We start from the raw sequence: 23,850 nt of genomic DNA, 5'->3' as shown, positions 1-23,850 counted from the left end.
AGTGGTTCCCCCGTGGCGGCGTGGGCGTGGTTTCGTCGCGTGCGCAAGGATTGGGGGTATGGCGAACCGACTGGCCCATGAGACGTCCCCGTACCTCCTTCAGCACGCCGACAACCCGGTCGACTGGTGGCCGTGGTCGCCCGAGGCCTTCGAGGAGGCGCGGAGGCGGGAAGTTCCGGTGCTGCTCAGCGTCGGGTATTCGAGCTGTCACTGGTGTCATGTCATGGCTCACGAATCCTTCGAGGACGAGCCGACCGCCGAGTACCTCAACGAGCACTTCGTCAACGTCAAGGTCGACCGCGAGGAGCGGCCGGACGTCGACGCTGTCTATATGGAGGCCGTGCAGGCCGCCACCGGGCAGGGCGGCTGGCCCATGACCGTCTTTCTGACCGCCGACGCCGCGCCCTTCTACTTCGGCACGTACTTCCCGCCCGCGCCCCGGCACGGCATGCCCTCCTTCCGGCAGGTGCTGGAGGGGGTCAGCGCCGCCTGGGTAGGGCGACGGGACGAAGTCACGGAGGTCGCCGGGAAGATCGTGCGGGATCTTGGTGAGCGCTCGCTCGCGTTCGGGGCGCCTGAGCTGCCGGGGGAGGAAGAGCTGGCGCAGGCGCTGCTCGCGCTGACGCGGGATTACGACGCCACACGCGCCGGATTCGGCGGTGCGCCGAAGTTCCCGCCGTCCATGGTGTTGGAGTTCCTGCTGCGGCATTACGCGCGCACCGGGTCCGAGGGCGCCCTCCAAATGGCCGCGGACACTGGCGAGGCGATGGCGCGCGGGGGAATTTACGACCAGCTCGCCGGTGGGTTCGCGCGCTATTCGGTGGACCGCGAATGGGTCGTACCGCACTTCGAGAAGATGTTGTACGACAATGCGCTGCTCTGCCGGGTGTACGCCCATCTGTGGCGGGCCACCGGATCGGAGCTCGCGCGGCGCGTGGCGCTGGAGACCGCGGACTTCCTGATGAGCGAACTCCGTACGCAGGAGGGCGGATTCGCGTCCGCGCTCGATGCGGACAGCGACGACGGCACCGGCAGGCATGTCGAGGGTGCGTACTACGTATGGACGCCGGAGCAGCTGCGTGAGGTGCTGGGGGAGCAGGACGCGGAGTTCGCCGCCGGGCTTTTCGGGGTGACGCAGGAGGGGACGTTCGAGGAAGGGGCGTCCGTTCTTCAGCTCCCGGTGGGCCAGGGCGTGGCTGACGCGGCGCGGGTTGCCGATGTCCGGGCCCGGCTGCTCGCCGCGCGCGGCGGGCGGGAGCGGCCGGGGCGGGACGACAAGATCGTGGCCGCCTGGAACGGGCTCGCGATTGCCGCGCTGGCCGAGACCGGGGCGTACTTCGACCGGCCGGACCTTGTGGAGCGGGCGACCGAGGCCGCCGATCTGCTGGTGCGGGTGCACATGGACGAAGGGGCGCGGCTCGCTCGTACGTCGAAGGACGGGAAGGCCGGGGCGAACGCGGGCGTGCTGGAGGACTACGCCAATGTCGCGGAAGGATTCCTCGCGCTGGCGGCGGTGACGGGTGAAGGGGTGTGGCTGGAGTTCTCGGGGTTCCTGCTGGACATCGTGCTCGACCAGTTCGTGGGAGAGGGCGGGACGCTGTACGACACGGCTCATGACGCCGAGAAGCTGATCCGGCGGCCGCAGGACCCGACGGACAACGCGACGCCTTCGGGGTGGACGGCTGCGGCGGGTGCGCTGCTTTCGTACGCCGCGCATACGGGGTCCGAGGCGCACCGGAGTGCGGCGGAGGGGGCGTTGGGCGTCGTGAAGGCGCTCGGGCCGCGTGCGCCGCGGTTCATCGGGTGGGGTCTCGCGGTCGCCGAGGCGGCGCTGGACGGGCCGCGCGAGGTGGCGGTGGTCGGCCCGGCCGACGACGCGCTGACGAAGGAACTGCACCGGGTGGCGCTGCTGAGCGGGGCGCCGGGGGCGGTGGTCGCGGTGGGCGAGGCCGGGAGCGAGGAGTTTCCGCTGCTGGCGGATCGGGGGCCGGGGGCGTATGTGTGCCGGCACTTCGTGTGCGACGCGCCGACGCTGGAACCGCTGGTTCTGCGGGAGCGGCTCGGCGACGCGGCGGGCGGGCGTTCCGTCGGCTAGCGCGCCGCCTCCGTGTGCGCGGCGGGTGACACACGGCGCACAGAAGATCACCGGCCCCGGCGGTGGTGGCTGCCTGTGGGCGGTGCGCAAGATGGAACGTGAGCGCACCGCAGATCAGCAGTGCGCTTACGGGGGCTCACGCCGACGCACTCCACCACGAGGAGGCGGGACCATGACTACCGCTGAAGGAATCTTCGAGCCGAAGGTCGAGCCGTACAAGGTCGCACCCGAGACCTTTGTCATCCCGCAGCTGCTGGAAGCGCCGCCGGTCGGCATGTTCTACGTCAATTCCATGGTCATCACCGGCAGCGAGCCCGTACTCGTCGACACCGGTGCGCCGTCGAACCGGCAGCAGTGGCTGGATCACGCCTGGAGCCTCGTCGACCCGGCCGACGTGCGCTGGGTCTTTCTGACGCACGACGACCACGACCACGCGGGCAACGTCCGCGAGGTCATGGCGGCCTGCCCGAACGCCACCCTGGTCACGACCTGGTTCTCGATGGCCCGCTATGCCATTGACACCGAGGAGTTCTGGATGCCGTTCAACCGCTCCCGCTGGGTGCGGGACGGCGAGAGCTTCACGGCCGGGGACCGGACGCTCCACGCGATCAGGCCGCCCTTCTTCGACAATCCGACGACGCGTGGACTGTTCGACACCACGACGCGGGTCTACTGGGCGGCAGACACCTTCGCCACGGCCATACCGCACCCGGCGGAGGACGCCGCCGACCTGGACCGAGAGGCGTGGCGTGAAGGCATGCTCCTGGGCAACCGGCTCAACCACCCGTGGCACCTGTGGCTGGACACCGGGAAATTCAACAAGCACGTGGACCGCGTCCAGGGCCTGGACATTGAGACCGCCGCGTCCTGCCACGGCCCCGCGATCCACCACGAGATGATCAACGAGGCATTCGAACTCGTCCGCTCGGTCCCGGAGCTGCCCTACTGGGAGGAGCCGGGGCAGGATTTCCTGGAAGGAATCATCGCGGCGACGGCAAGGCCGGTGGTGTCGTAACAGCCGCGCCCCGTCCTCACCCGCCCCGTCCTCACCCGCCCCGTCCTCACCCGCCCCGCGTCATCCCCCCGTCGGGTCCGGAAGCGGGGCCTCTGCCGGCAGCGGGGCCAGGTCCCGGTGGCCGTGAGCCCGGCGGTAGAGCCAGCGGTCCACCAGCAGGAAGCGGCCCGCGAAGACCACCACCATGCTGATCGCCGTCGCCGGGACAGGGGCAAGACCGCCCCAGACCATGAACAGCGCGGCCAGCGGCAGCCGCGCGATGAGGTCCGCGTTGCCCACCGCCGCGAAGGTGAGCAGGCGTACCGATCTCCGGTGGTGGCCGCGTCGCAGGCGGTACAGGAGCGAGTCGACCAGGACGAAGTTCCAGAGGAGACCCGCCTGGTTGGCGATGATCTCGGCGGGGGCGTAGTGCATGCCCCCCGGTCCGTTGAGCAGCCACAGCAGCGCCAGGTTCGGGATGAACCCGGACAGGCCGATCAGGCCGAAGACCGCCACCCGCGCCCGGGGATCCGACGTACGCAGCGTCACCAGGTGGCGCAGGAACCGCAGCCCCTCCCTCACCGTTGACTTCGACTCGCCCGCGTGACGTTCCCCGAAGGCGTACGGGACTTCCGCGATCCCGCGCGGCGCGCACCGTACCGCCAGCTCCAGAAGGATCTTGTAGCCGAGTGGCTGGAGGCCGTCCTCCCCGGTGGCTGCCCGGTCCACCGCCTCCCGGCGGATCGCGAAGAAGCCGCTCATGGGATCGGACAGGCCCCGTAGCGCCCGTGGGAACAGGGACTTCGTGACGATCGTGGACGCGCCGGACACCAGCATCCGGTAGCCGCCCGCGAGCCCGGACCGGCTGCCGCCCGCCGCGTACCGGCTGGCGACGACGAGCTCCGCGCCCGTCGACTCGCCCCGCGCGACCAGCTCCGGAACGAGCTCCGGCGGGTGCTGGAGGTCGGCGTCGATGACGACGATCCAGGGGGCGGTGGAGCGGGCGATGCCCTCGACGACCGCGCCGCCGAGGCCGCCCGTCGCCACGGCCCTGTGGTGCAGGACCACGGGGAGCGGGCTGGTGCCGGCCGCGTCCTCGATGACCTCGCAGGTGTGGTCCGTCGAGTCGTCGGCGAAGATCACCTCGGCGGTGAGGCCGGCCGAGGCGACCGCCGCACTGACCCTGTGCAGCAACTCCCGGATGTTGTCCGCCTCGTTGAAGGTGGGTACGACGATGGAAACGTCAAGCGCGTCCCCCCGCGCGTCCAGCTTCAGCCGTTCCGGCGTCACCTTGCCTCCTGCTGGGGCTCCAGGTGAGCGCCGATGTGGGAGGTGAGCTCCCAGTCCCTGCGTCCCGTGTACTCGCGCCAGACTGCGCGCAGCGCGGCCGCGGCGAGTACGACGGCGTACACCGGGCCTCCGATCGTCAGCTTCACGTACTGCCACGGACCGATCCGGAAGCCGTACTCGCGGCCGAAGTCGTGCAGTGCGACGGCCTCGAAGACCATCATCGCGGCCATCGGGACCATCGGCAGCCAGGCGACGAGAGCGATGGGCAGGGATACGCCGCCCACCCAGGCGAGCAGCAGGCCCAGCGGGATCATGATGCCGGTGGCGGCCTGGAGGAAGGGCGTGGAGAGGGTGTAACGGGCGAGGAGGCGCTGTCGCCAGCCCGGGAGGCGTCGCCACTCGCCCTTCCTGAGGACTTGCAGGAAGCCCTGGTTCCAGCGGGTGCGCTGCTTGTAGAGGGCGAGGAGTGTGTCGGGTGTTTCCTCGCGGGTGACGAGCGCGGCGTGGTACGCGACGACGACTTTGGCGCCGCGTGAGGACAGCCGTACGCCCAGGTCGCAGTCCTCGGCGAGACAGTCGCCGTCCCAGCCGCCGGTCTCGCGCAGCAGCGCGGCCCGGACGAAGACGGTGTTGCCGCCGAGCGGGATGAAGCCCTTGCGGGCGTGCAGGTGCAGGCGGCTGCGGAACCAGAAGAAGTACTCCAGGCAGTTGCGCAGGCTGTACCAGCTGGTGTCGAAGTTGACGAGCTGTACGCCGCCCTGCACGACGTCCGCGTCGTCGCGGCGGAAGGCGAAGTCGACGTGGCTGAGCAGCTCGGGGTGGACGATGTCCTCCGCGTCGAAGACGCCGACGACGTCGCCCTTGGCGTACGGCAGCGCGGTGTTGAGGGCGCGCGGCTTGTTCTTGGCCTCGTGGTGGTCCACGACGGTCTGGATCATGTGCGGGTGTTCTGCGGCCAATTGGTGGGCGATGGCCGCGGTGCCGGGGTCGTCGTGGCCGACGATCAGCACGATCTCGAAGGCGGGATGGCCGATCTTCAGCATGTTCTCGACCGTGTGCCGCAGCACGGTTTCCTCGTGCCGGGCCGGGACGAGCAGCGAGAAGGACACGCCGTGGTGTCCGTCGGGTTCGGCGAAGGCGGTCGCTTCCAGCGTCTCCGGCGTGCGCCAGGCGTGGACCATCCACCAGAGCGTGACGCCGGCGGTGGCCATGAGTATGAGTGAGTCCAATAAAAGGACAGCGGAGACCATGAATTCCCCCCTAGGTCTTCCTTGGTGTTCCGTTCCGTTTTTTCTCTCCCCGGCCGGGAAGCTAGCAGGTCATTGTTTTGCGCGGCAACGACGCATCGACATCACTCCGCCACCACAAACGGAATGTCAGATTCTTCTTATGTGGCATGCCCGGTGTGTGCCATGCTGCTGCGGCATGCCCGGGTCCGGGGGGTCGGATTCCGGGGAGATGCAGACCAGGGGGGTCTTCAGGGTGGGGGGATCTGCATGAGCAATGCTGTGCTGCGCGCCGGTACTCAGAACGATCAGAAGAGTCCGGAATTACGACCTCGTCACGCCGCGTCCACATCTCGTAAAGCCCCGGAATCGCCGGGCAGGCCGACGTTTCTCAGAGATTTCATCTGGGTGGCCCCGCTATTGATTCTGATCGTTTCGGTGCGTGCGTGGAACATGGGGAATTTCCCGTTCCCCAATGACGACGAGGGCACTTATCTGGCCCAGGCCTGGGCGGTGCAGAACGGTGACCTGGCCCACTACACCTACTGGTACGACCATCCGCCCTTCGGCTGGATACAGCTCGCGGGCCTCTCCTGGCTGCCCGCCTGGCTCTTCCCCGAGCTGCCGACGTTCGTCCAGGGCCGTATCGCCATGCTGCCCGTCGTCGCCGCCGGCGCCGCACTCGTCTTCGTCGTGGGCCGCCGCATCGGCCTCGGCCGCCCCGCCGCCGCGTTCGCCATGCTGCTGTACGGGCTCTCGCCGCTCGCCGTGACCCTGCACCGGCAGATATACCTCGACAACTTCGCCGTCGTCTGGGCGCTGGCAGCCTTCGCGCTCGCCCTCTCCCCGCGCAAGCATCTGTGGCACCACATCGGCGCGGGCAGCGCCTTCGCCCTCGCGATCCTCTCCAAGGAGACGATCGCGGTCCTGCTGCCCGTCGTCCTGGTGACGCTGTGGCACGGCAGCCACCCGAGAACGCGGAAGTTCTCGTTCGCCGGCTTCGGCTCCGGGCTCGTCCTCACCGGCCTCTTCTATCCGCTGTACGCGACGCTCAAGGGCGAGCTGGTACCGGGCGCCGGCCACGTCTCGCTCATCGGCACACTCAAGTTCCAGCTCGGCGGTCGTGAGGGCAGCGGCTCCGTCCTCGAGGACGGCACCGACGCCAACACCCTGATCCTGGACTGGTTCTCGCGCGATCCCTACCTGCTGGGGGCCGGCTGCGCGGCCGCCGTGATCGGCCTCGCCGTACGCCGCCTGCGGCCCGTCGCCCTCGCCGTCCTCGTGCTGGCGCTGGTCGCGCTGCGCCCCGGCGGCTATCTGCCGCAGATGTACGTCGCCCAGCTGCTGCCGTTCCTCGCGCTCACCGTGACCGGGCTGGTGTGCGCGGTGATCGCCCTGGTCCCGTCCCGCCACCGCGCGCTGCGCCCGGCAGCGGTCACCGCCGTCATGGCCGTCGCCGCCGTATTCGTGGCCCCGCACTGGTACCGCGAGGACCGCGACACCGTGCTCGGCGACGACAACGGCGTCTACCACGCGGCGGCCCGGTGGCTGCGCGAGGCGCCGGTCGGCGACCGCGAACGTACCCGCGTCGTGACCGACGGCGTGCTGTGGCTGGACGCCGTCGAAGCCGGATACCGGCCGGGCACCGGTGCCATCTGGCACTACAAGCTTGACCAGGACCCCGCGGTCGCCAAGACGCTGCCGCGCGGCTGGAAGGACATCGACTACGTCGTGTCCACGCCCGCCCTGCGCGGCGAACAGCACAATCTGCCCACGCTGCGCGACCTGTTCAGACACAGCGAGCCGGTCGCCAGCTTCGGGGAGGGGGACGGCCGGATCGACATTCTCAAGGTCGACGGGCCCACGACGCTCCAGGAGGGGGAGGGATGACCCCGTACAGAAGAGACACGAAACGGCCCAGACGCGGCAGAACGCGCCTGTTCCTCACCGCGTTCGCGCTGCTCGCCGCAGGCCTCGGGCTCACGCCGCTCGACGCCACGCCCGCCAGCGCCGCGCCCAACCTGATATCCAACCCGGGGCTCGAGACCCTCGATGCCCAGGGCGAGTTCCCCGAATGCTTCGAGAAGTCGGGGTGGGGCGACAACGACTTCACCTACACGGTTACGGACGACGCTCACGCCGGAGCCCGCGCCCTGCGCATCGACCTCACCCGCCGCACCGACGGCGACCGCAAGGCGATGATGCTGGAGAACGAGTGCGCGCCCAAGGTCACCGAGGGCCATCAGTACGACCTGTCCCTCTGGTACAAGTCGACATCGCCCGACGTGGCCATGACGCTCTTCCGGCACGACAAGACCGCGGGCTGGGTCTTCTGGGCCGATCTCAACACCCTGCCGCAGAGCGGGACGTACGCCCGTACCGAGGTACGCACACCCGTCGTCCCCGCGAACACCGATCAGATCACCTGGGGCGCCGCCCTCTACGGCGTCGGCTCGCTCACCACCGACGACTACGCGATGACCGACGCGACCGTCGTGCCCGAGCCGCCCGTCGACCCGTGTGAGGGCAAGGGCCCGGAGTGCAAGGGCGAGTGGACCGTGCAGACCGCGCCTTCGCCGGTGCGCGCCATCCACTCCGTACTGCTGCACACGGGGAAGGTGCTGCTGATCGCCGGATCGGGGAACGACCGTGACGCCTTCGCCGCCGGCACCTTCAAGTCGTCCGTCTTCGACCCGGTGACCGGCAAGTACACCGACATCCCGACGCCCGAGGACTTCTTCTGCGCCGGACACGTCCAGCTCCCGGACGGGCGTGTGCTGGTGGTCGGCGGAAACAAGGACTACGCGTCGGCGGACGGGACGGTCGGCTACAAGGGGCTGAAGACCAGTTACGTCTTCGAACCCAGGCTCAACAAGTACGTCAAGGTCAACGACATGCTCGCGGGGCACTGGTACCCGTCCGCGACCGCGATGGGCAACGGCGACGTCGTCTCGCTCGGCGGGCTCGGTGAGGACGCCGCCGGGACGGTCGTCAACGAGCACTTCAGTTTCGCCCAGAACAAGTGGCTCCCGATGGGCGAGGCCAAGCAGGCCTGGTCCTTCTGGGGCCTGTACCCGGCGATGATCCTGCTCCAGGACGGCCGCCTGTTCTACAGCGGCAGTCACACCTTCGGGATCGGCCTGCCCGGCACCGGGGCCTCCGTCTACGACTACGAGAAGGGCACCATCACCGACGTACCCGGGCTGCGGAAGAAGGACGAGCGCGACCAGTCCGCGTCGCTGCTGCTGCCCCCCGCCCAGGACCAGAAGGTGCTCACGGCCGGCGGCGGCAACCACACCGTCTCGCCCGACGCGCACCGCCTGGTCGACCTGATCGACATGAAGGCCGCTTCACCGGAGTACGTCGCCGGGCCCGACCTGCCGCAGGGCAAGTACAAGGACGGCACCTTCCAGAAGGGCGCCGAGGGCAAGGTCTACCTGTCGGCGGTGATCCTGCCGGACGGCAAGGTCCTGGAGACGGGCGGCGCGCTGCACACGTACCGCGAGGACCCGGTCTTCGAGGCGTCGATGTACGACCCGGCCACGAACAAGTTCGAGCCGGGACTCGCCACCGATCCCGTGCCGCGTACGTACCACTCCTCATCCACCCTGCTGCCCGACGGCCGGGTGCTGAGCGTCGGCGACAACCCGGGTGACGGCTCGTTCGAACAGCGGGTGTCCCTCTACAAGCCGCCGTACTTCTTCAAGGGCCCCCGACCGAAGATCACTTCGGTGGTCTCGCAGAACTGGGCGTACGGCTCGGCGCAGCGCATCACGGTCGACAAGCCGGTGGTGAAGGCGTCCCTGATCCGCCCGGCCGCCGTCACCCACTCGTCCGACCCGAACCAGCGCCTGGTCGACCTGCCGATGACGGTCGACGGAAACACCATTGACCTCTCCCTCACCAGCAACCCCAACCTGGCGCCGCCCGGCTGGTACATGCTGTCGGTCGTCGACGCGAAGGGGGTGCCGTCGGTGTCGAAGTGGGTGCGGATCGGCCCGCAGGGCCAGGTCGCGGCGGAGCGCGTGCAGAGTTACGCCGATGAATTGGCGGCCCCGCACCCGCCCGGCCACCAGGGCAAGGGGAAGGGCAAGGGCAAGAGCGTGAAGATGCCCGAGGGGTACGACGGCTGCGACCACGCCTACGGCAAGGTCAGCACCTGCGTGCCGTGGAAGTTCCCGAAGAAGGTGCCGGTGGCCGAACGGTGCGAGTGGCTGAAGTCCAAGGGGTACGGCGTGCTGGACGTGCGGCGGGACCGGCACGGCCTGGACCGTAACAAGGACGGCAAGGCGTGCGGGAAGGGAGACTTCCGCGAGCGCCGGTCCTGACGGGGGCGCTGCCCCGGACCCCGCAAACGCCTCCGGCGTTTGCGGGGTCCGGCGTCACAGCCGGAAGCCGTCATTGAGGGTGTCCAGGGTGCGGTCGATGAGGGCGATCAGGTCGTCCTGTCTGCCGTGCTCCGCCCAGTAGACGGTGGTTTCCATCAGCGCGGCGACGAAGCCCATCGAGACGACCCGCACTTCGAGGTCGTCCGCGCCGCGCCCCGTCCGCTCGGCCACGGCCTCGCACAGCATGCGGCCGGTCACGGACATGCTCTCCATCATGCGGGCGCGTACGGCGGGTACTTCGGTCAGCAGCTTCGAACGCAGCAGCATCTCCTCGGGCTCGTGGGCGAGGGAGTGCCGCAAGGCCTGGGTCACCACGGTTCGCAGGGACTCGACGAGTGGTTCGTCGGCCGGGCGGGCGCGCAGAGCCGATTCCATCAGCGCGTCGTACTCGTCGGTGATGACGATGTCTTCCTTGGCCGGGAAGTAACGGAAGACGGTCGACGGCGAGACCTCGGCGGCCTCGGCGATCTGCTCGACCGTGGTGGCCTCGTACCCCTGCTCGGAGATCAGCCGGTAGGTCGCCGTACGGATGGCGTTCCGTGTCTTGAGCTTCTTGCGCTCGCGCAGGCCCGGGCGGCGGGGCGGTGCGGCGTCGGCGAGGGGATGCGGGGTGTCGGCGGGCATGCCCGTCATTGTCGGGCATCGGCAGGTCGGGGCACGGCATGGCAAGTGGCCGTGGCTTCGAGGCCACGGCCACTGCGGGAAGGCGAGCGGGCCTTCAGGCCGAGTACGCCACCAGGGAGATGCCCACGTAGTGCGCGATGAACGCGGCCAGCGTCAGCGAGTGGAACACCTCGTGGAACCCGAACCACCGCGGTGACGGGTTGGGGCGCTTGAGGCCGTAGATCACGCCGCCGGCGCTGTAGAGCAGCCCGCCGACGATCACCAGGACCAGTACGGCGATGCCGCCCGCCCGCATGAAGTCGGGGAGGAAGAAGACCGCCACCCAGCCCATCGCGATGTAGCAGGGGGTGTACAGCCAGCGCGGGGCGCCGACCCAGAAGACCCGGAAGGCGATCCCCGCCAGTGCCGCCGCCCATACCGCCCACAGCAGCGTGCGGCCGGTGGAGGCGGGCAGCAGGAGCACGGTGAGAGGGGTATAGGTGCCCGCGATGATCAGGAAGATGTTGGCGTGGTCGAGTCTGCGCAGGATGGCTTCGCCGCGCGGACCCCACGTGCCGCGGTGGTAGATCGCGCTGATGCCGAAGAGCAGGCACGCGGTCAGGATGTAGATACCGCAGGCCACCCGGGCGCGGGTGGAGTCGGCGAGGGCGATGAGCACCACGCCGGCGATGACCACGGCCGGGAACATTCCGGCGTGCAGCCAGCCGCGCAGTTTCGGTTTGACCGGGCTCGGAAGGTCGATCTCGACGGCTCCCTTGCCGGGGCCGTCGGGGTTCGGCAGCTGATCGGACTCGGCGAAGGTCATGCGGACAATCCTAGCTACGCCACCGTAGGTTACGACCAGGTAGGGGTGAAATGAGTGGTGATGCTCACGTGAGGGGCCCCCTGGACATATGGGCGCGCGGCACGGATGATCAGATGAGTGCGGTCGGCACCGGATGAGCGCCAACGAAACAACGTCGTGAAGCATCCGGGTCGCAGCCCCCACGGGGCATACACCTAAAAACACCCTCACTTAGGAGCAACCGTGGCGCGCGAGAACGCGGCTCCCACCACCCGTCCGACGAACCACCAGGAGCTGATCTCCTGGGTCGACGAGATCGCAGCCCTCACCGAGCCCGACCAGGTCGTCTGGTGCGACGGCTCGGAGGCGGAGTACGAGCGGCTCGCCGAGGAGCTCGTCGCCAAGGGCACGTTCAAGAAGCTGGACCCCGTCAAGCGCCCGAACTCCTACTACGCCGCCTCCGACCCCAGCGACGTCGCCCGCGTGGAGGACCGCACCTTCATCTGCTCCGAGAAGGAAGAGGACGCGGGCCCGACGAACCACTGGAAGGACCCCGCGGAGATGCGGGAGATCTTCCGGGGCGAGAAGGGTGTCTTCCGCGGGTCGATGCGTGGCCGCACCATGTACGTCGTCCCGTTCTGCATGGGCCCCGTCGGCTCGCCGCTCTCCGCCATCGGCGTCGAGATCACCGACTCGGCGTACGTCGCCGTCTCGATGCGCACCATGACCCGGATGGGTCAGGCCGTCCTCGACGAACTCGGCACCGACGGCTTCTTCGTCAAGGCCGTCCACACCCTCGGCGCACCGCTCGCCGAGGGCGAGGCCGACGTGCCGTGGCCGTGCAACTCGACGAAGTACATCTCGCACTTCCCCGAGGACCGCGAGATCTGGTCGTACGGCTCGGGTTACGGCGGCAACGCCCTGCTCGGCAAGAAGTGCTACGCCCTGCGCATCGCGTCCGTCATGGCGCGCGACGAGGGCTGGCTGGCCGAGCACATGCTGATCCTCAAGCTGACGCCGCCGAAGGGCGAGTCGAAGTACATTGCCGCCGCCTTCCCGTCCGCCTGCGGCAAGACCAACCTCGCCATGCTGGAGCCCACGATCTCCGGCTGGACCGTCGAGACCATCGGCGACGACATCGCCTGGATGCGGTTCGGTGAGGACGGCCAGCTGTACGCGATCAACCCCGAGGCCGGCTTCTTCGGCGTCGCGCCCGGCACCGGCGAGCACACCAACGCCAACGCCATGAAGACCATGTGGGGCAACTCCGTCTTCACGAACGTCGCGCTCACCGACGACGGCGACGTGTGGTGGGAGGGCATGACCGAGGAGGCGCCCGCGCACCTCACGGACTGGAAGGGCAACGACTGGACCCCCGAGTCCGGCACCCCGGCCGCCCACCCCAACGCGCGCTTCACGGTCCCGGCCGGGCAGTGCCCGATCATCGCGCCCGAGTGGGAGGACCCCAAGGGCGTACCGATCTCCGCGATCCTCTTCGGCGGCCGCCGCGCCACCGCCGTTCCGCTGGTGACCGAGTCCTTCAACTGGCAGCACGGTGTCTTCCTCGGTGCGAACGTCGCCTCCGAGAAGACCGCCGCAGCCGAGGGCAAGGTCGGCGAGCTGCGCCGCGACCCGTTCGCCATGTTGCCGTTCTGCGGCTACAACATGGGCGACTACATGGGCCACTGGGTCAAGGTCGGCGCGGACAAGCCCGACCAGTCCAAGCTCCCGAAGATCTACTACGTCAACTGGTTCCGCAAGAACGACGCGGGCAAGTTCGTGTGGCCGGGCTTCGGTGAGAACAGCCGCGTGCTGAAGTGGATCGTCGAGCGTCTTGAGGGCAAGGCCGAGGGCGTCGAGACCCCTATCGGCATCCTGCCGGCCAAGGGCTCCCTGGACACCGAGGGCCTGGACCTCTCCGAGGAGGAGCTGGACTTCCTGCTCACGGTCGACAAGGAGGTCTGGCGCGAGGAGGCCGCCCTGGTCCCCGAGCACCTGAACACCTTCGGCGACCACACTCCGAAGGAGCTGTGGGACGAGTACCGCGCGCTCGTCGAGCGCCTGGGCTGATCCCCCGGCTCAACTGAGCCCCGCGGCCGGGCACTTCTGACATCCGCCCTGACCTGTGGGGTCACCGCCCCGCCGCGGCCCGGCCCCCCGAAGCCCCCTCACGGCTCCGGGGGGCCGCACCCCTTTGCGCCTAAACCGGCGCCGCTCTCGCGGAGGTGGCTGGGCGCCGTTGGGGTTGCTCAATTAGTGGTTGCTGTGGGCGCGGGGCCAATTGGGGTGCGCCGGAGGTGAATCAGTGGCACCCGGCCCGTGCGCCCCGGGGGCACGCGGGCCGGGGCCGTCAGTGGGCTCCGACGAGGCGGAGTTCTTCGAGCGCGGCCGCGTGTGCGTCCATGCGCTCGGCGGCGAGGATCGCGACCGCCGTGTCGGCGCGCGAGGCGGCGACGACCAGCGCGCGGCCCGCGAGCTCGTGGGCGCGGCGGTGCAGTGCGGTCGGGGCCGCGTGGGTGAGGCCGGCGTGCCTGGCCGGCGGGGCGCCCCGCAGCCGGGAGACCTGGGTGGCGATACGGTCGGCCGCCGCGCCGAGGCCCAGCTCGTCGGTGACCGCGAGGAGCGCCGCCAGGTGTCCGGCGAGCTGGATGTCCAGCTCCTCCTCGCGGGAACGGTGCGGGAAGTCGGCCGGGTCGGCGGCCATGCGGTGGACCGACTTCTTGCGGATCGGCTCGTACATGGGGATGGCCTCCTGCCAGGGTCAGGAGACCAGCCTACATTAGATTCTGTCTAAAGTTGAGTCGAGTCGCGGTGGGCGGGCGAATGCCTACGGCTGTCCGTATCCGTCCAGGAAGTTCCCGATCCGCGTCACCGCGTCCGCCAGCTCCTCGGCCGCCGGGAGCGTCACGATGCGGAAGTGATCGGGCTCGGGCCAGTTGAAGCCCGTACCCTGCACGACCATGATCTTCTCGGCGCGCAGCAGGTCTAGGACCATCTCCCTGTCGTCCTTGATCTTGTAGACCTTGGGATCGAGGCGCGGGAAGAGGTACAGCGCGCCCTTCGGCTTCACGCAGGTGATACCCGGGATCTGGGTCAGCAGGTCGTACGCCGTGTTCCGCTGCTCCAGTATCCGGCCGCCCGGCAGCACCAGGTCCTCGATCGACTGCCGTCCGCCGAGCGCCGTCGCCACCGCGTGCTGCGACGGCATATTGGCGCACAGGCGCATGTTGGCGAGGATCGTGAGCCCCTCGATGTACGACGAGGCGTGCGCCTTCGGGCCGCAGACCGCCAGCCAGCCGCTGCGGTAACCGGCGACGCGGTAGTTCTTCGACAGGCCGTTGAAGGTGAGCGTCAGCAGGTCGGGCGCGATGGCGGCGGTCGGGGTGTGCGTGGCGCCGTCGTACAGGATCCGGTCGTAGATCTCGTCGGAGCAGACGATCAGGTTGTGGCGGCGGGCGATCTCGGTCAGACCGCGCAGCATCTCGTCGTCGTACACCGCACCCGTCGGATTGTTCGGGTTGATGATGACGATGGCCTTGGTGCGGTCGGTGATCTTGCGCTCGATGTCGGCGAGGTCCGGCATCCAGTCGGCCTGCTCGTCGCAGCGGTAGTGCACGGCCGTGCCGCCGGCGAGGGAGACGGAGGCGGTCCACAGCGGGTAGTCCGGCGCGGGGACCAGCACCTCGTCGCCGTCGTCGAGCAGTGCCTGCATCGACATCTGGATCAGCTCGGAGACGCCGTTGCCGAGGTAGATGTCCTCTACGTCGAGCTCGATGCCCTTGGTCTGGTAGTGCTGCATGACCGCGCGGCGCGCCGCCAGCAGGCCCTTCGCGTCGCCGTAGCCGTGCGCGCCCGCGAGATTACGGAGGATGTCCTCCAGGATCTCGGGCGGGCACTCGAAACCGAAGGCCGCCGGGTTGCCGGTGTTGAGCTTGAGGATGCGGTGACCCGCCGCTTCGAGCCGCATCGCCTCCTCGAGCACGGGGCCGCGGATTTCGTAACAGACGTTTGCGAGCTTCGTCGACTGGATCACCTGCATGACGGCAACCTTACGGGCGCATAACGGAACACGCTTGGTGTTTTTGGCCACGTGGGTGTCAGCCCTTCCGATGCGGCGTACGGGCGCGAGGCCGGAATCGCTGGACCGGCGGCCGGTCGGCGGATAAGTATTGCGCCCGGCGCATGGTCCGATTTTCGTCCAAACGGCGGCCATGGCCCGGCAGTTGACCGGACTCTTGAGGAGAGCGCGTGGCCACAGGCAGTGAACGTTCCCGGATGATCGCCGCGGAGGACGGGCACAGGGTGACGCCTGCCGAGCTTTTCTTCGATTTGGTGTTCGTGTACGCGATCACGCAGGTCACCGCACTCATGGCCGCCGACGCGACGCCTCAGCGGGTGCTCGGCGCGATGATCGTGCTCGCACTCCTGTGGTGGTGCTGGTGCTGCTTCGCCTGGCTGGGCAATGTGGTGCGGGCCGACTCCGGAGCGCTGTTCGCCGTGCTGGTCGCGGTGATGGCGGTGGTGCTGGTGGTCTCGCTCACCGTCCCGGAGGTCTTCTCCGACCGGTCCGGCGGGCTGCCCGGGCCGCTGGTGTTCGTCCTCTGTTACGGCGCGGTCCGGCTGCTGCACCTCGTCTCGTACTGGATCGCACATCCCGGCGACCTGGTACTGCACGCCACCCTGCGCCGGACCGCGCTGCTGTCGGTGGGGCCGCCGTTCGTGCTGCTGCTGATAGGCAGCGCCCTCACCGGCCGCAGGCAACTGCTCGTGTGGCTCGGCGCGGTCGTGATCGACTACGTCGGCATCTTCGTCACCGGGGCGTCGGGCTGGCGCATCACCTCGCCGGGGCATTTCGCCGAGCGGCACGGCCTGATCGTCATCATCGCCCTCGGGGAGTCGATCGTCGCGATCGGCGTAGGGGTGTCCGGCTACCCCGTCACCGCCGTGGTGCTGACCGCCGCCGTCGCGGGCCTGCTGGTCGTCGCCGGGCTGTGGCGCCTGTACTTCCGGCAGGTCAGCGAGGCCGCGGAGCACCGGCTGGCCCCCTTGGAGGGTGATGCCCGCACCCGCCTGGGACGCGATGTCTACACGTTCCTGCACCTGCCGCTCGTCGCCGGAGTGGTACTGGCCGCGCTGGGCATGAAGAAGACCCTCCACCAGGTCGCCGACACCAAGCACTACGCCCTCTCCGAGCCCCTGCACGGGGTGGCGGCCTGGGCGCTGACCGGCGGCGTCGGCGTGTTCCTGCTCGGGGCCGCGGCGATCCTGCTGCGCACCGGCGGCCGACGGCCCGACACCCTGATCGCGGGCGGCCTGGGCTGCCTGGTGGCGGGCGCCGCGGTCGCCTTGATCCCGGCGCTGGTCGCGCTGGGCCTGCTGGCGGCGGCGGTGACGGCACTGGTGGTGCTGCACGCCCGTGCGGCACGCGTCGACGTGACGGCGTAACCCCCATCGCACTCTTGTCCGCCACGTGGAATCCCCCAACAATGCACATGACAAAACCGGAGCGGTCCAGCTCCGGTCACCCATGTCGTTCAAGAGGGGACCCCCCACATGAAGAAGCCTCTCGTCGGCGCGCTCTTCGCCCTGCTGCTCTTCGGAGCGGGAGCGGCGCCGGCGGCCGCGGAGACTCGCGACAGCCAACGGCCGGTCCAACCGGCCGTCAAGGCCGTCGACTTCGCCGGAACGGTGGCGCTCAGCAACTGTTCCGGCTCTGTTGTGCGTACGCCCGACTCCCAGCCCGGCGACCCGGCCCTCGTCCTGTCCAACGGGCACTGCCTGGAGACCGGGTTCCCGGCCCCGGGCCAGGTCATAGTCGACCGGCCGTCCACCCGTACGTTCAGCCTGCTCAACTCCACCGGCACCAAGGTCGCGACGCTCCGGGCGAGCAAGATCGCGTACGCCACGATGACCGACACCGATGCCTCGCTGTACGAACTCACCAGCACCTACGCCCAGATCCAGACCAACTACGGCATCAAGGCCCTCGAACTGAACGCCACGCGCCCCGTGCAGGGCACGTCCATCAAGGTCGTCTCCGGCTACTGGAAGCGGATCTACAGCTGCAGCATCGACGGCTTCGCGTACCGGCTGAAGGAGGGCGCGTGGACCTGGAAGGACTCCGTCCGCTACACCTCCGCGTGCAAGACCATCGGCGGCACCTCGGGCTCGCCCGTGATCGACACGGCCACCGGCAAGGTCGTGGCCGTGAACAACACCGGTAACGAGGACGGCGCGCGCTGCACGGACAACAACCCGTGCGAGGTCGACGAGAGCGGCAACGTGACCGTGCGCAAGGGCATCAACTACGGCCAGCAGACGTACGGCTTCGTCGCCTGCATAGGCATCGGCAACAAGATCGACCTGTCCCGCCCCGGCTGCACCCTCCCCAAGCCGTAAGCGCGTTGCCGTAAGCGTGTTGTACGCCCCGGGGCGGACCGGCCGCCCCGGGGCGGACTTCATGACCGGTTGTCGACGTACCGGTAATGCGTGGTCAGCCGCCCCTCGTCATCCAGGACGTGAAAGGCGAGGGCGGGTGGCTGGTCGAGGTGGACATGGCCCTCCGGGTCGGCGAGGTGCTCCCAGGGCAGCCGGAGCGTGGAGACCACACCGGGAGCCACCAGGAGCGGCCGCCCGGCGAAGGTGGTCGCCGCGGGCGTGTGGGCATGCCCGCACAGGAACGCGGCGAGATGGGGGTGACGGCCCGCGAGCGCGGCAAGCCGCTCCTCGCCGAACTGGCGGATGCCATCGACGTAGGGGGTGTGCAGGGGGACCGGCGGATGGTGGAAGCCGACCAGTACCGGCACCTCGACCGGAGTCCGGACGAGCACACCGTCCAGCCACTCCAGCGTCTCGTCCTCGATGAAGCCCTCGCCCTTGCCCGGAACCGACGAGTCGCACAGCGCGATCACGAAGCCGTCGGCACGGTGCACCTGGTTGACCGGCGTGGCCGCCGCCGGTTCCGGCCGGCCGAGCAGGCTCTGCCGGAACGCGACGCGCTCGTCGTGGTTGCCGGGACAAATCAACACGGGATGCCGGGACTTCAGCAGAGCGCGGGCCTGCTCGTACTCGGACGGCAGGCCGTGGTCGGCGATGTCTCCGGTGACCAACACGGCGTCGAGGTCGTGCGGGAGGTCTTCGAGATAGTCCATGACGGCCCGGGTGCGCTCGACACTGCGCTGTCCGCCGTCGATGTGGATGTCACTGAGGTGAGCGATCACGGTCATTGTTGCGGTCCCTTCGTCGTGGACAAGTCGGGCCAGGCCCAAGCGATCTCGAACATAGAGGGCCACCGGAACAGAAATAAGATCCAGTTCCATGCCGAAAGACTGGTCCAGTTCCCGGCTCGACCTGCACATCGATCTCGACACCACAGGTGGGCGGCGCTCCGGCCTGGAGTCCGCGCTCCGCACGGCGATTCGCCAAGGGCGCCTCCCCGCCGGGACCCGCTTGCCGTCCACGCGCGGGCTGGCTCAGCAACTCGGCTTTTCCCGCGGCACCGTCAGCGCCGCCTACGACCAACTGGTGGAGGAGGGCCACCTGTCGACGCGGCCGGGATCGGGCACCGTCGTGGCCGAGGTGGCGCGACCCGCCCCGGCCCCCGCGCGGACCGCACCCGCGCCGACGACTCCGCGCCACGACCTTCGCCCCGGACTCCCCGACGTCAGCGCCTTCCCTGCCCGGGCCTGGCTCGCCTCCACCCGCCGCGTACTCACCGGCGCCCGCCCCGAGGTCTTCGGCGCGGGAGAGGCGCAAGGCCGGATCGAGCTGCGCAACGCGCTCACCGACTACTTGGGCCGCACGCGCGGTGTTGTCACCACGCCCGACCGCATCGTGATCACGTCCGGCTACTACCAGGGCCTGGGTCTGCTCAGCAACGTGCTGGCCGCGGGCGGCACCAGGGTCGCGGCCCTCGAGGACCCGGGACACAACCTTTTCCGGGAAGTCGTCCAGCGCGCCGGGTTCACCGTCCTCGCGCTGCCCGTCGACGCGCGCGGCGCCCGTGTGGAGGCGCTGACCCCGCGCACGGGAGCTGTGTTCCTCACCCCCTCGCACCAGTACCCGACCGGCGTTCCGCTGCATCCAGGCCGCCGCCGGACACTGCGCGCGTGGGCGCGCCGCACGGGCGGCCTGATCGTCGAGGACGACTATGACGGCGAATACCGCTATGACCGCCAACCTGTCGGCGCTCTCCAGGGCATCGCACCCGACCAGGTCGTCTACTGCGGCACCGTCTCCAAGACCCTCGGCCCCGCAGTCCGTCTGGCGTGGATGGTGCTGCCGCCCCACCTGGTTCCACCGATGGTGCAGGCCAAACAGGAAGCCGACCTCTACACCGAGACCCTGGGCCAGCTCGTTCTGGCGGACCTGATCACCACACACGCCTACGACCGCCACATCCGCGCCTCCCGCCTGCGCTACCGCCGTCGCCGCGAACTGCTCCTCGACCGCGTCACCGCCGTCCCCGGCCTCACCCCGCGCGGAGTCCCCGCCGGCCTGCACACCCTCGTCACGCTCCCTTCGGACGGCCCCACCGAACACCAGCTTCTGACCAGATGTGCCCAGCACGGCCTCGCCCTGCGCGGTCTCACCGAACTGCACCACCACGCCGCCGACCACCCTGCCGACCACCCCCAGGGCCTGCTGATCGGCTTCGCCGCCCCGTCCGATCACGCGTACCCAGCCGCACTCGACGCCTTGTTCGCAACCCTGGCCCCACGCTGACGGGCAGGCCACCCGGCGGTTCGGGCAACTCGGATAAGTTGATCGGTCATGGGGACGCTGAGTGCTGTCGGGTACCGCCGGCTGGGTGCCGTCGGGTCGGTCGCGGTGGCCGTGGGTGGCATCGCCGCCGGGCGGCTGCCGGCGCGCGACCCGTGGGGGATCTGGGTCCCGCACGGGTCCGCGACGACCGCGGCGGCCGCCGTCCTGGCGTACCTGGGCCTGACGCTGCTGGTCGTGTCCTGGTGGCGGTACGGGCGTCTCGTCGCCCGGGGCACGGCGGGCGGGGTGCGCGAGACCTTGGGCACGCTGATCTGGTGGGCGGCGCCGCTCGTACTGGCTCCGCCGCTGCACAGCGCCGACGTCTACAGCTACATAGCCCAGGGCGCGATGGTCGTCGAAGGCCACGACGTCTATACGTCCGGCCCTTCGGTGCTAGGCCCGGACGAACTCGGCGCCGACGCCGCGGCGAGCAGCGGCGCCCACTGGACCGACACCCCGGCCCCGTACGGGCCCGTCTTCCTCGTCCTGGCGAAGTGGGTCGTGCAGGCCACCGGCGGGCAGATCGTCCCCGCCGTGTTCGGGATGCGGATCGTCGCCCTGGCCGCACTCGCCCTGATCGTCTGGGCGACCCTGCGCATCGCCTGCGCCCGCGGCGCCGACGAGACCGGCGCGCTCTGGCTGGGAGCCCTCAACCCGCTGCTGCTGATCCATGTCGTGGGCGGCATGCACAACGACGGCCTGATGATCGCCCTCATGCTGGCGGGCGTGGTGTGCGCGCTGCACGGCCGCTGGGTGCTCGGCAGCGCGCTCGTCGCACTCGCGATGATGGTCAAGTCACCGGCCGCCGTAGCCCTGCTCTTCATCGGCGCGCTCGTCGTACGCCGGACCTCCGGACCGCTCCCGTGGCGCATCGTCAAGGCGTTCGCCGTGCCCGGTCTGGTGGCGGGGGCGGTCGCCGTCGTCACCACCCTGCTCAGCGGCACCGGGTTCGGGTGGCTGCGTACCCAGGGCGTCGCCGGGACCATCCACACCGCCCTGTCCGCCTCCAGCGACATCGGCCTGGGCATCGGCAAACTGACGCGCCTGCTGTTCGGCTGGGACCCGGACCCGGTCAAGAGCCTGTTCCAGACGCTCGGCCTGGCCCTCGCGGTCGCCGTGATCGCTTACGCCGTGCTCGCGACCTTCCGCAGCGTGCGCCCGTGGCGCGGCGCCCCACCTCTCCATCCTGCCCACGCCCTGGGCGTGGCCCTGTTGGCCCTGGTCGTGCTCTCGCCGATGGTGCAGCCGTGGTACCTGCTCTGGGGCACGGCGGTCATATCCGCCACCGCCTGGGACGGCAGGCTCGGCCGCATCGCTACGGTGCTGTCCGCCGCCCTGGTCTACGAGACCCACCCCACGGGCAGCACCCCCGGGTACGGCTTCGCCATCGCGGCCGCCGTGTGCGTGCTGGGAGCGGTGCTGATGCGAATGGAGCACCGCGAACCGCGTACGGACGACCGGCCCGCGATCCCGCCCGCGATCCCGTCCGTACGGCGCCCGTCCTTGCCCGCGAACCTGCCGTCGATGAGGACGGAAAGTACGGAGAGGACGGAGAAAACCCCCTCGACGCCGCGGTAGTCAGACCGTACGCCGTACCGACCGGCCCGCGAGGACGTCCGTCCGCTTCCCGTCCTCGATCACGAACTTGCCGTCGATGAGCACGTGCGGGATGCCGGTCGGGAGCGTGCGCGGCGACTCGAAGGTGGAGCCCGCCGCGACCGTGTCCGGGTCGAAGAGGACGAGGTCGGCGCGGTAGCCCTCCCGTACGAGACCCCGGTCGGGGAGGCGCAGCCGGGCCGCCGGGCGCGAGGTCAGGTGCGCGACGCACTCCTCCAGGGAGAGGACGCCCAGGTCGCGGGCGTAGTGGCCCAGGTAGTGGGGGAAGGTGCCGTACGCGCGCGGGTGCGGCTTGTAGCCCTGGAGGATGCCGTCGCTGCCGCCGGTGTGGACGCGGTGGCGCATGATCGCGCGGACGTTCTCCTCGTGGCCGACGTGCTGGAGAATCGTCGAGCCGAGGCTGTCGTTGATCAGCAGGCGGCGGGCGGTGACCCAGGGGGCCTCGCCGCGCTGCGCGGCGGACTCGGCGATCGTCTTGCCCACGCAGCTCGCCAGGCCGGGGTCACTGACCCCTGAGATCTCGATCGTGTCCCACTCGATGGGGACTCCGTGGCAGCCGTCCGCGCCGATGACTTCGAGGTGGTGACGGATCCTCTCGGCGATCTCGTCGTCCCGGAGGCGGGCGAGGATCGCCTCGGGGCCGCCCTCACTCGCCCAGCTCGGCAGCATCGCGACGAGCGTGGTGCAGCCGGGGGTGTAGGGGTAGGTGTCGAGGGAGATGTCGGCGCCGTCGTCGAGCGCGGTGTCGAGGAGGGTGAGGAGATCGGGAGCCTTGCCCTTGTTGACCCCGAAGTTCATGGTGGCGTGGGCGAGGTGGAGCGCGCAGCCGGCGTTGCGGGTGAGGGTCACCATCTCCTCGTACGCCGCGAGGGCGCCGGCGCCGTACGAGCGGTGGTGGGGGCAGTAGTAGCCGTCGTACCGCGCCACCACGCGGCACAGTTCGGTGAGTTCGGCGTCGTCGGCGTACATCCCCGGGGTGTAGGTCAGCCCCGAGGACATGCCGACGGCGCCCTGTTCCATGCCCTCGGCGACGAGCTGCTTCATGCGGGTGAGTTCGGCGGGGGTGGCGGGGCGGTCGTCCCAGCCGGTCGCGTACATGCGGACCGTGCCTTGGGGGACGAGGTAGGCGGCGTTGACGGCGATGCCCTGGCGGTCGAGCCGGTCGAGGTACTCGCCGACGGTCCGCCAGTCGAAGTCGATGGAGGTGTCCCCGGGCGCACCGCCGTTCCAGCCGGTGATGGTTTTGCGGACCTCGGCGAGGGTGCGGTCGTCGACCGGGGCGTACGACAGTCCGTCCTGGCCGAGGACTTCGAGGGTCACGCCCTGCGCGGCCTTCGCGGAGTGGTCCGGGTCGCGGAGCAGCGCGAGGTCGCTGTGCGCGTGCATGTCGATGAAGCCGGGGGAGAGGGCGAGGCCGGTCGCTTGCAGCGTGCGGGGGGCGCTGGCGCTGGGGCGCGGGCCGGCGTCGCCTTCGCGCCGGATCTCGGTGATGCGGCCCCCGTCCAGGCCGACGTCGGCCTGGTAGGAGGCACCGCCGGTGCCGTCGATGACGCGTACGTCACGAATGACGAGGTCCATGGCTGTTCGCCTCTCTGAGTGGCTGCTGGTTGCGTCGGGCCGCTGCGCGGGGCTTTCCCCGACCCGCCCCTTCCCGAACTGGGGCTCCGCCCCAGACCCCGGCCCTCAAACGCCGGACGGGCTGGAGTGGCCCGGGGCGGCTAGTGGGGCTCTGCCCCAGACCCTGGACGCCCCACGGGCGTTGTCCTCAAACGCCGGACGGGCTGGAGTTGGCCCGGGGCGGCTAGTGGGGCTCCGCCCCAGGCCCCGGACGCCCTACGGGCGTTGTCCTCAAACGCCGGACGGGCTGGGTTTGCCGGGGTGGGGTATCTGGGGCTCCGCCCCAAACCCCCGGACGGGCTGGATTTTGCTGAGCTGGATCTTCCGCGCGCGGCACCCTCTCCACCGCGCGGCAACTCTCAGCCCCTCCGGCGTTTGAGGAGCGGGGTCTGGGGCGGAGCCCCAGCAGCCCACCCCCGGCCGCGTGGGCCCGTCCGGCGGTTGAGGACCGG

General features: G+C 69.9%; 17 protein-coding genes. 9 read left to right on the top strand and 8 right to left on the bottom strand.

What is annotated here, in order from left to right; all coding sequences use genetic code 11:
- Positions 1-58 precede the first annotated feature (58 nt).
- On the top strand, positions 59-2,095 hold the full coding sequence (locus ABZX79_RS33915) for a thioredoxin domain-containing protein (RefSeq protein ID WP_355266554.1): 2,037 nt from the start codon (positions 59-61) through the stop codon (positions 2,093-2,095).
- A 172-nt stretch (positions 2,096-2,267) separates the two neighbouring features.
- The gene (locus ABZX79_RS33910) at positions 2,268-3,110 is read left to right on the top strand and encodes an MBL fold metallo-hydrolase (protein ID WP_355266551.1); all 843 of its coding nucleotides are present in this window, start codon (positions 2,268-2,270) and stop codon (positions 3,108-3,110) included.
- Positions 3,111-3,170: 60 nt separating this feature from the next.
- Here ABZX79_RS33910 and ABZX79_RS33905 read toward each other — a convergent pair whose 3' ends face one another.
- Both ABZX79_RS33905 and ABZX79_RS33900 read right to left on the bottom strand, forming a co-directional pair.
- Positions 3,171-4,379, bottom strand: a complete 1,209-nt coding sequence (locus tag ABZX79_RS33905; protein WP_355266548.1) for a glycosyltransferase family 2 protein — start codon at positions 4,377-4,379, stop codon at positions 3,171-3,173.
- Positions 4,376-5,590, bottom strand: coding sequence for a glycosyltransferase (locus tag ABZX79_RS33900; protein ID WP_355266545.1), 1,215 nt, complete (start codon positions 5,588-5,590; stop codon positions 4,376-4,378). Before ABZX79_RS33900 ends, ABZX79_RS33905 begins: the two co-directional genes overlap by 4 nt.
- Positions 5,591-6,058: 468 nt before the next feature.
- Between ABZX79_RS33900 and ABZX79_RS33895 the strand changes: the two genes are divergently transcribed.
- Together ABZX79_RS33895 and ABZX79_RS33890 are read left to right on the top strand one after the other, a co-directional pair.
- Positions 6,059-7,495, top strand: coding sequence for a glycosyltransferase family 39 protein (locus ABZX79_RS33895; protein WP_355266542.1), 1,437 nt, complete (start codon positions 6,059-6,061; stop codon positions 7,493-7,495).
- Positions 7,492-9,933: a galactose oxidase-like domain-containing protein gene (locus ABZX79_RS33890; RefSeq protein WP_355266539.1), complete on the top strand. Its 2,442-nt coding sequence runs from the start codon at positions 7,492-7,494 to the stop codon at positions 9,931-9,933. The genes ABZX79_RS33895 and ABZX79_RS33890 overlap by 4 nt, the downstream gene beginning before the upstream one ends.
- 54 nt (positions 9,934-9,987) lie before the next feature.
- On the opposite strand, the gene ABZX79_RS33885 is transcribed toward ABZX79_RS33890, so the two are convergent.
- Positions 9,988-10,617, bottom strand: coding sequence for a TetR family transcriptional regulator (locus ABZX79_RS33885; RefSeq protein WP_355266536.1), 630 nt, complete (start codon positions 10,615-10,617; stop codon positions 9,988-9,990).
- 94 nt (positions 10,618-10,711) lie between these two features.
- Complete coding sequence (locus ABZX79_RS33880) at positions 10,712-11,422, bottom strand: hemolysin III family protein (protein WP_355266534.1); 711 nt, start codon at positions 11,420-11,422, stop codon at positions 10,712-10,714.
- A gap of 222 nt (positions 11,423-11,644) precedes the next feature.
- Here ABZX79_RS33880 and ABZX79_RS33875 point away from each other — a divergent pair, with 222 nt between their 5' ends.
- Positions 11,645-13,471 (top strand): phosphoenolpyruvate carboxykinase (GTP), encoded by a 1,827-nt coding sequence (locus tag ABZX79_RS33875; RefSeq protein WP_355266531.1) that lies wholly within the window; start codon positions 11,645-11,647, stop codon positions 13,469-13,471.
- A gap of 280 nt (positions 13,472-13,751) precedes the next feature.
- Here the strand turns inward: ABZX79_RS33875 and ABZX79_RS33870 are convergent, their stop codons facing one another.
- The gene (locus ABZX79_RS33870) at positions 13,752-14,141 is read right to left on the bottom strand and encodes a hypothetical protein (protein ID WP_355266528.1); all 390 of its coding nucleotides are present in this window, start codon (positions 14,139-14,141) and stop codon (positions 13,752-13,754) included.
- A gap of 87 nt (positions 14,142-14,228) precedes the next feature.
- The gene (locus ABZX79_RS33865) at positions 14,229-15,440 is read right to left on the bottom strand and encodes a pyridoxal phosphate-dependent aminotransferase (protein ID WP_355266525.1); all 1,212 of its coding nucleotides are present in this window, start codon (positions 15,438-15,440) and stop codon (positions 14,229-14,231) included.
- Positions 15,441-15,649: 209 nt separating this feature from the next.
- Between ABZX79_RS33865 and ABZX79_RS33860 the strand changes: the two genes are divergently transcribed.
- The gene (locus tag ABZX79_RS33860; protein WP_355266523.1) at positions 15,650-16,846 is read left to right on the top strand and encodes a low temperature requirement protein A; all 1,197 of its coding nucleotides are present in this window, start codon (positions 15,650-15,652) and stop codon (positions 16,844-16,846) included.
- A 108-nt stretch (positions 16,847-16,954) separates the two neighbouring features.
- Positions 16,955-17,800, top strand: a complete 846-nt coding sequence (locus ABZX79_RS33855) for a serine protease (protein ID WP_355266520.1) — start codon at positions 16,955-16,957, stop codon at positions 17,798-17,800.
- A 59-nt stretch (positions 17,801-17,859) separates the two neighbouring features.
- Here the strand turns inward: ABZX79_RS33855 and ABZX79_RS33850 are convergent, their stop codons facing one another.
- Positions 17,860-18,627 (bottom strand): metallophosphoesterase, encoded by a 768-nt coding sequence (locus ABZX79_RS33850; RefSeq protein ID WP_355266517.1) that lies wholly within the window; start codon positions 18,625-18,627, stop codon positions 17,860-17,862.
- A 91-nt stretch (positions 18,628-18,718) separates the two neighbouring features.
- Here ABZX79_RS33850 and ABZX79_RS33845 point away from each other — a divergent pair, with 91 nt between their 5' ends.
- Positions 18,719-20,125, top strand: coding sequence for a PLP-dependent aminotransferase family protein (locus tag ABZX79_RS33845; RefSeq protein WP_355266514.1), 1,407 nt, complete (start codon positions 18,719-18,721; stop codon positions 20,123-20,125).
- Between the two features lie 48 nt (positions 20,126-20,173).
- Complete coding sequence (mptB, locus tag ABZX79_RS33840) at positions 20,174-21,742, top strand: polyprenol phosphomannose-dependent alpha 1,6 mannosyltransferase MptB (protein WP_355266511.1); 1,569 nt, start codon at positions 20,174-20,176, stop codon at positions 21,740-21,742.
- Here the strand turns inward: mptB and ABZX79_RS33835 are convergent, their stop codons facing one another.
- A complete protein-coding gene (locus ABZX79_RS33835) occupies positions 21,743-23,359 on the bottom strand; it encodes a D-aminoacylase (protein ID WP_355266508.1) in 1,617 nt (538 codons plus the stop codon).
- Positions 23,360-23,850 lie beyond the last annotated feature (491 nt).

The organism is Streptomyces sp. NPDC002994, from assembly GCF_040611155.1.
Taxonomy (GTDB): Bacteria; Actinomycetota; Actinomycetes; order Streptomycetales; family Streptomycetaceae; genus Streptomyces.
The sequence above is the reverse complement of the archived record's forward strand: the minus strand, read 5'-3'. Positions and strand labels throughout refer to the sequence as shown.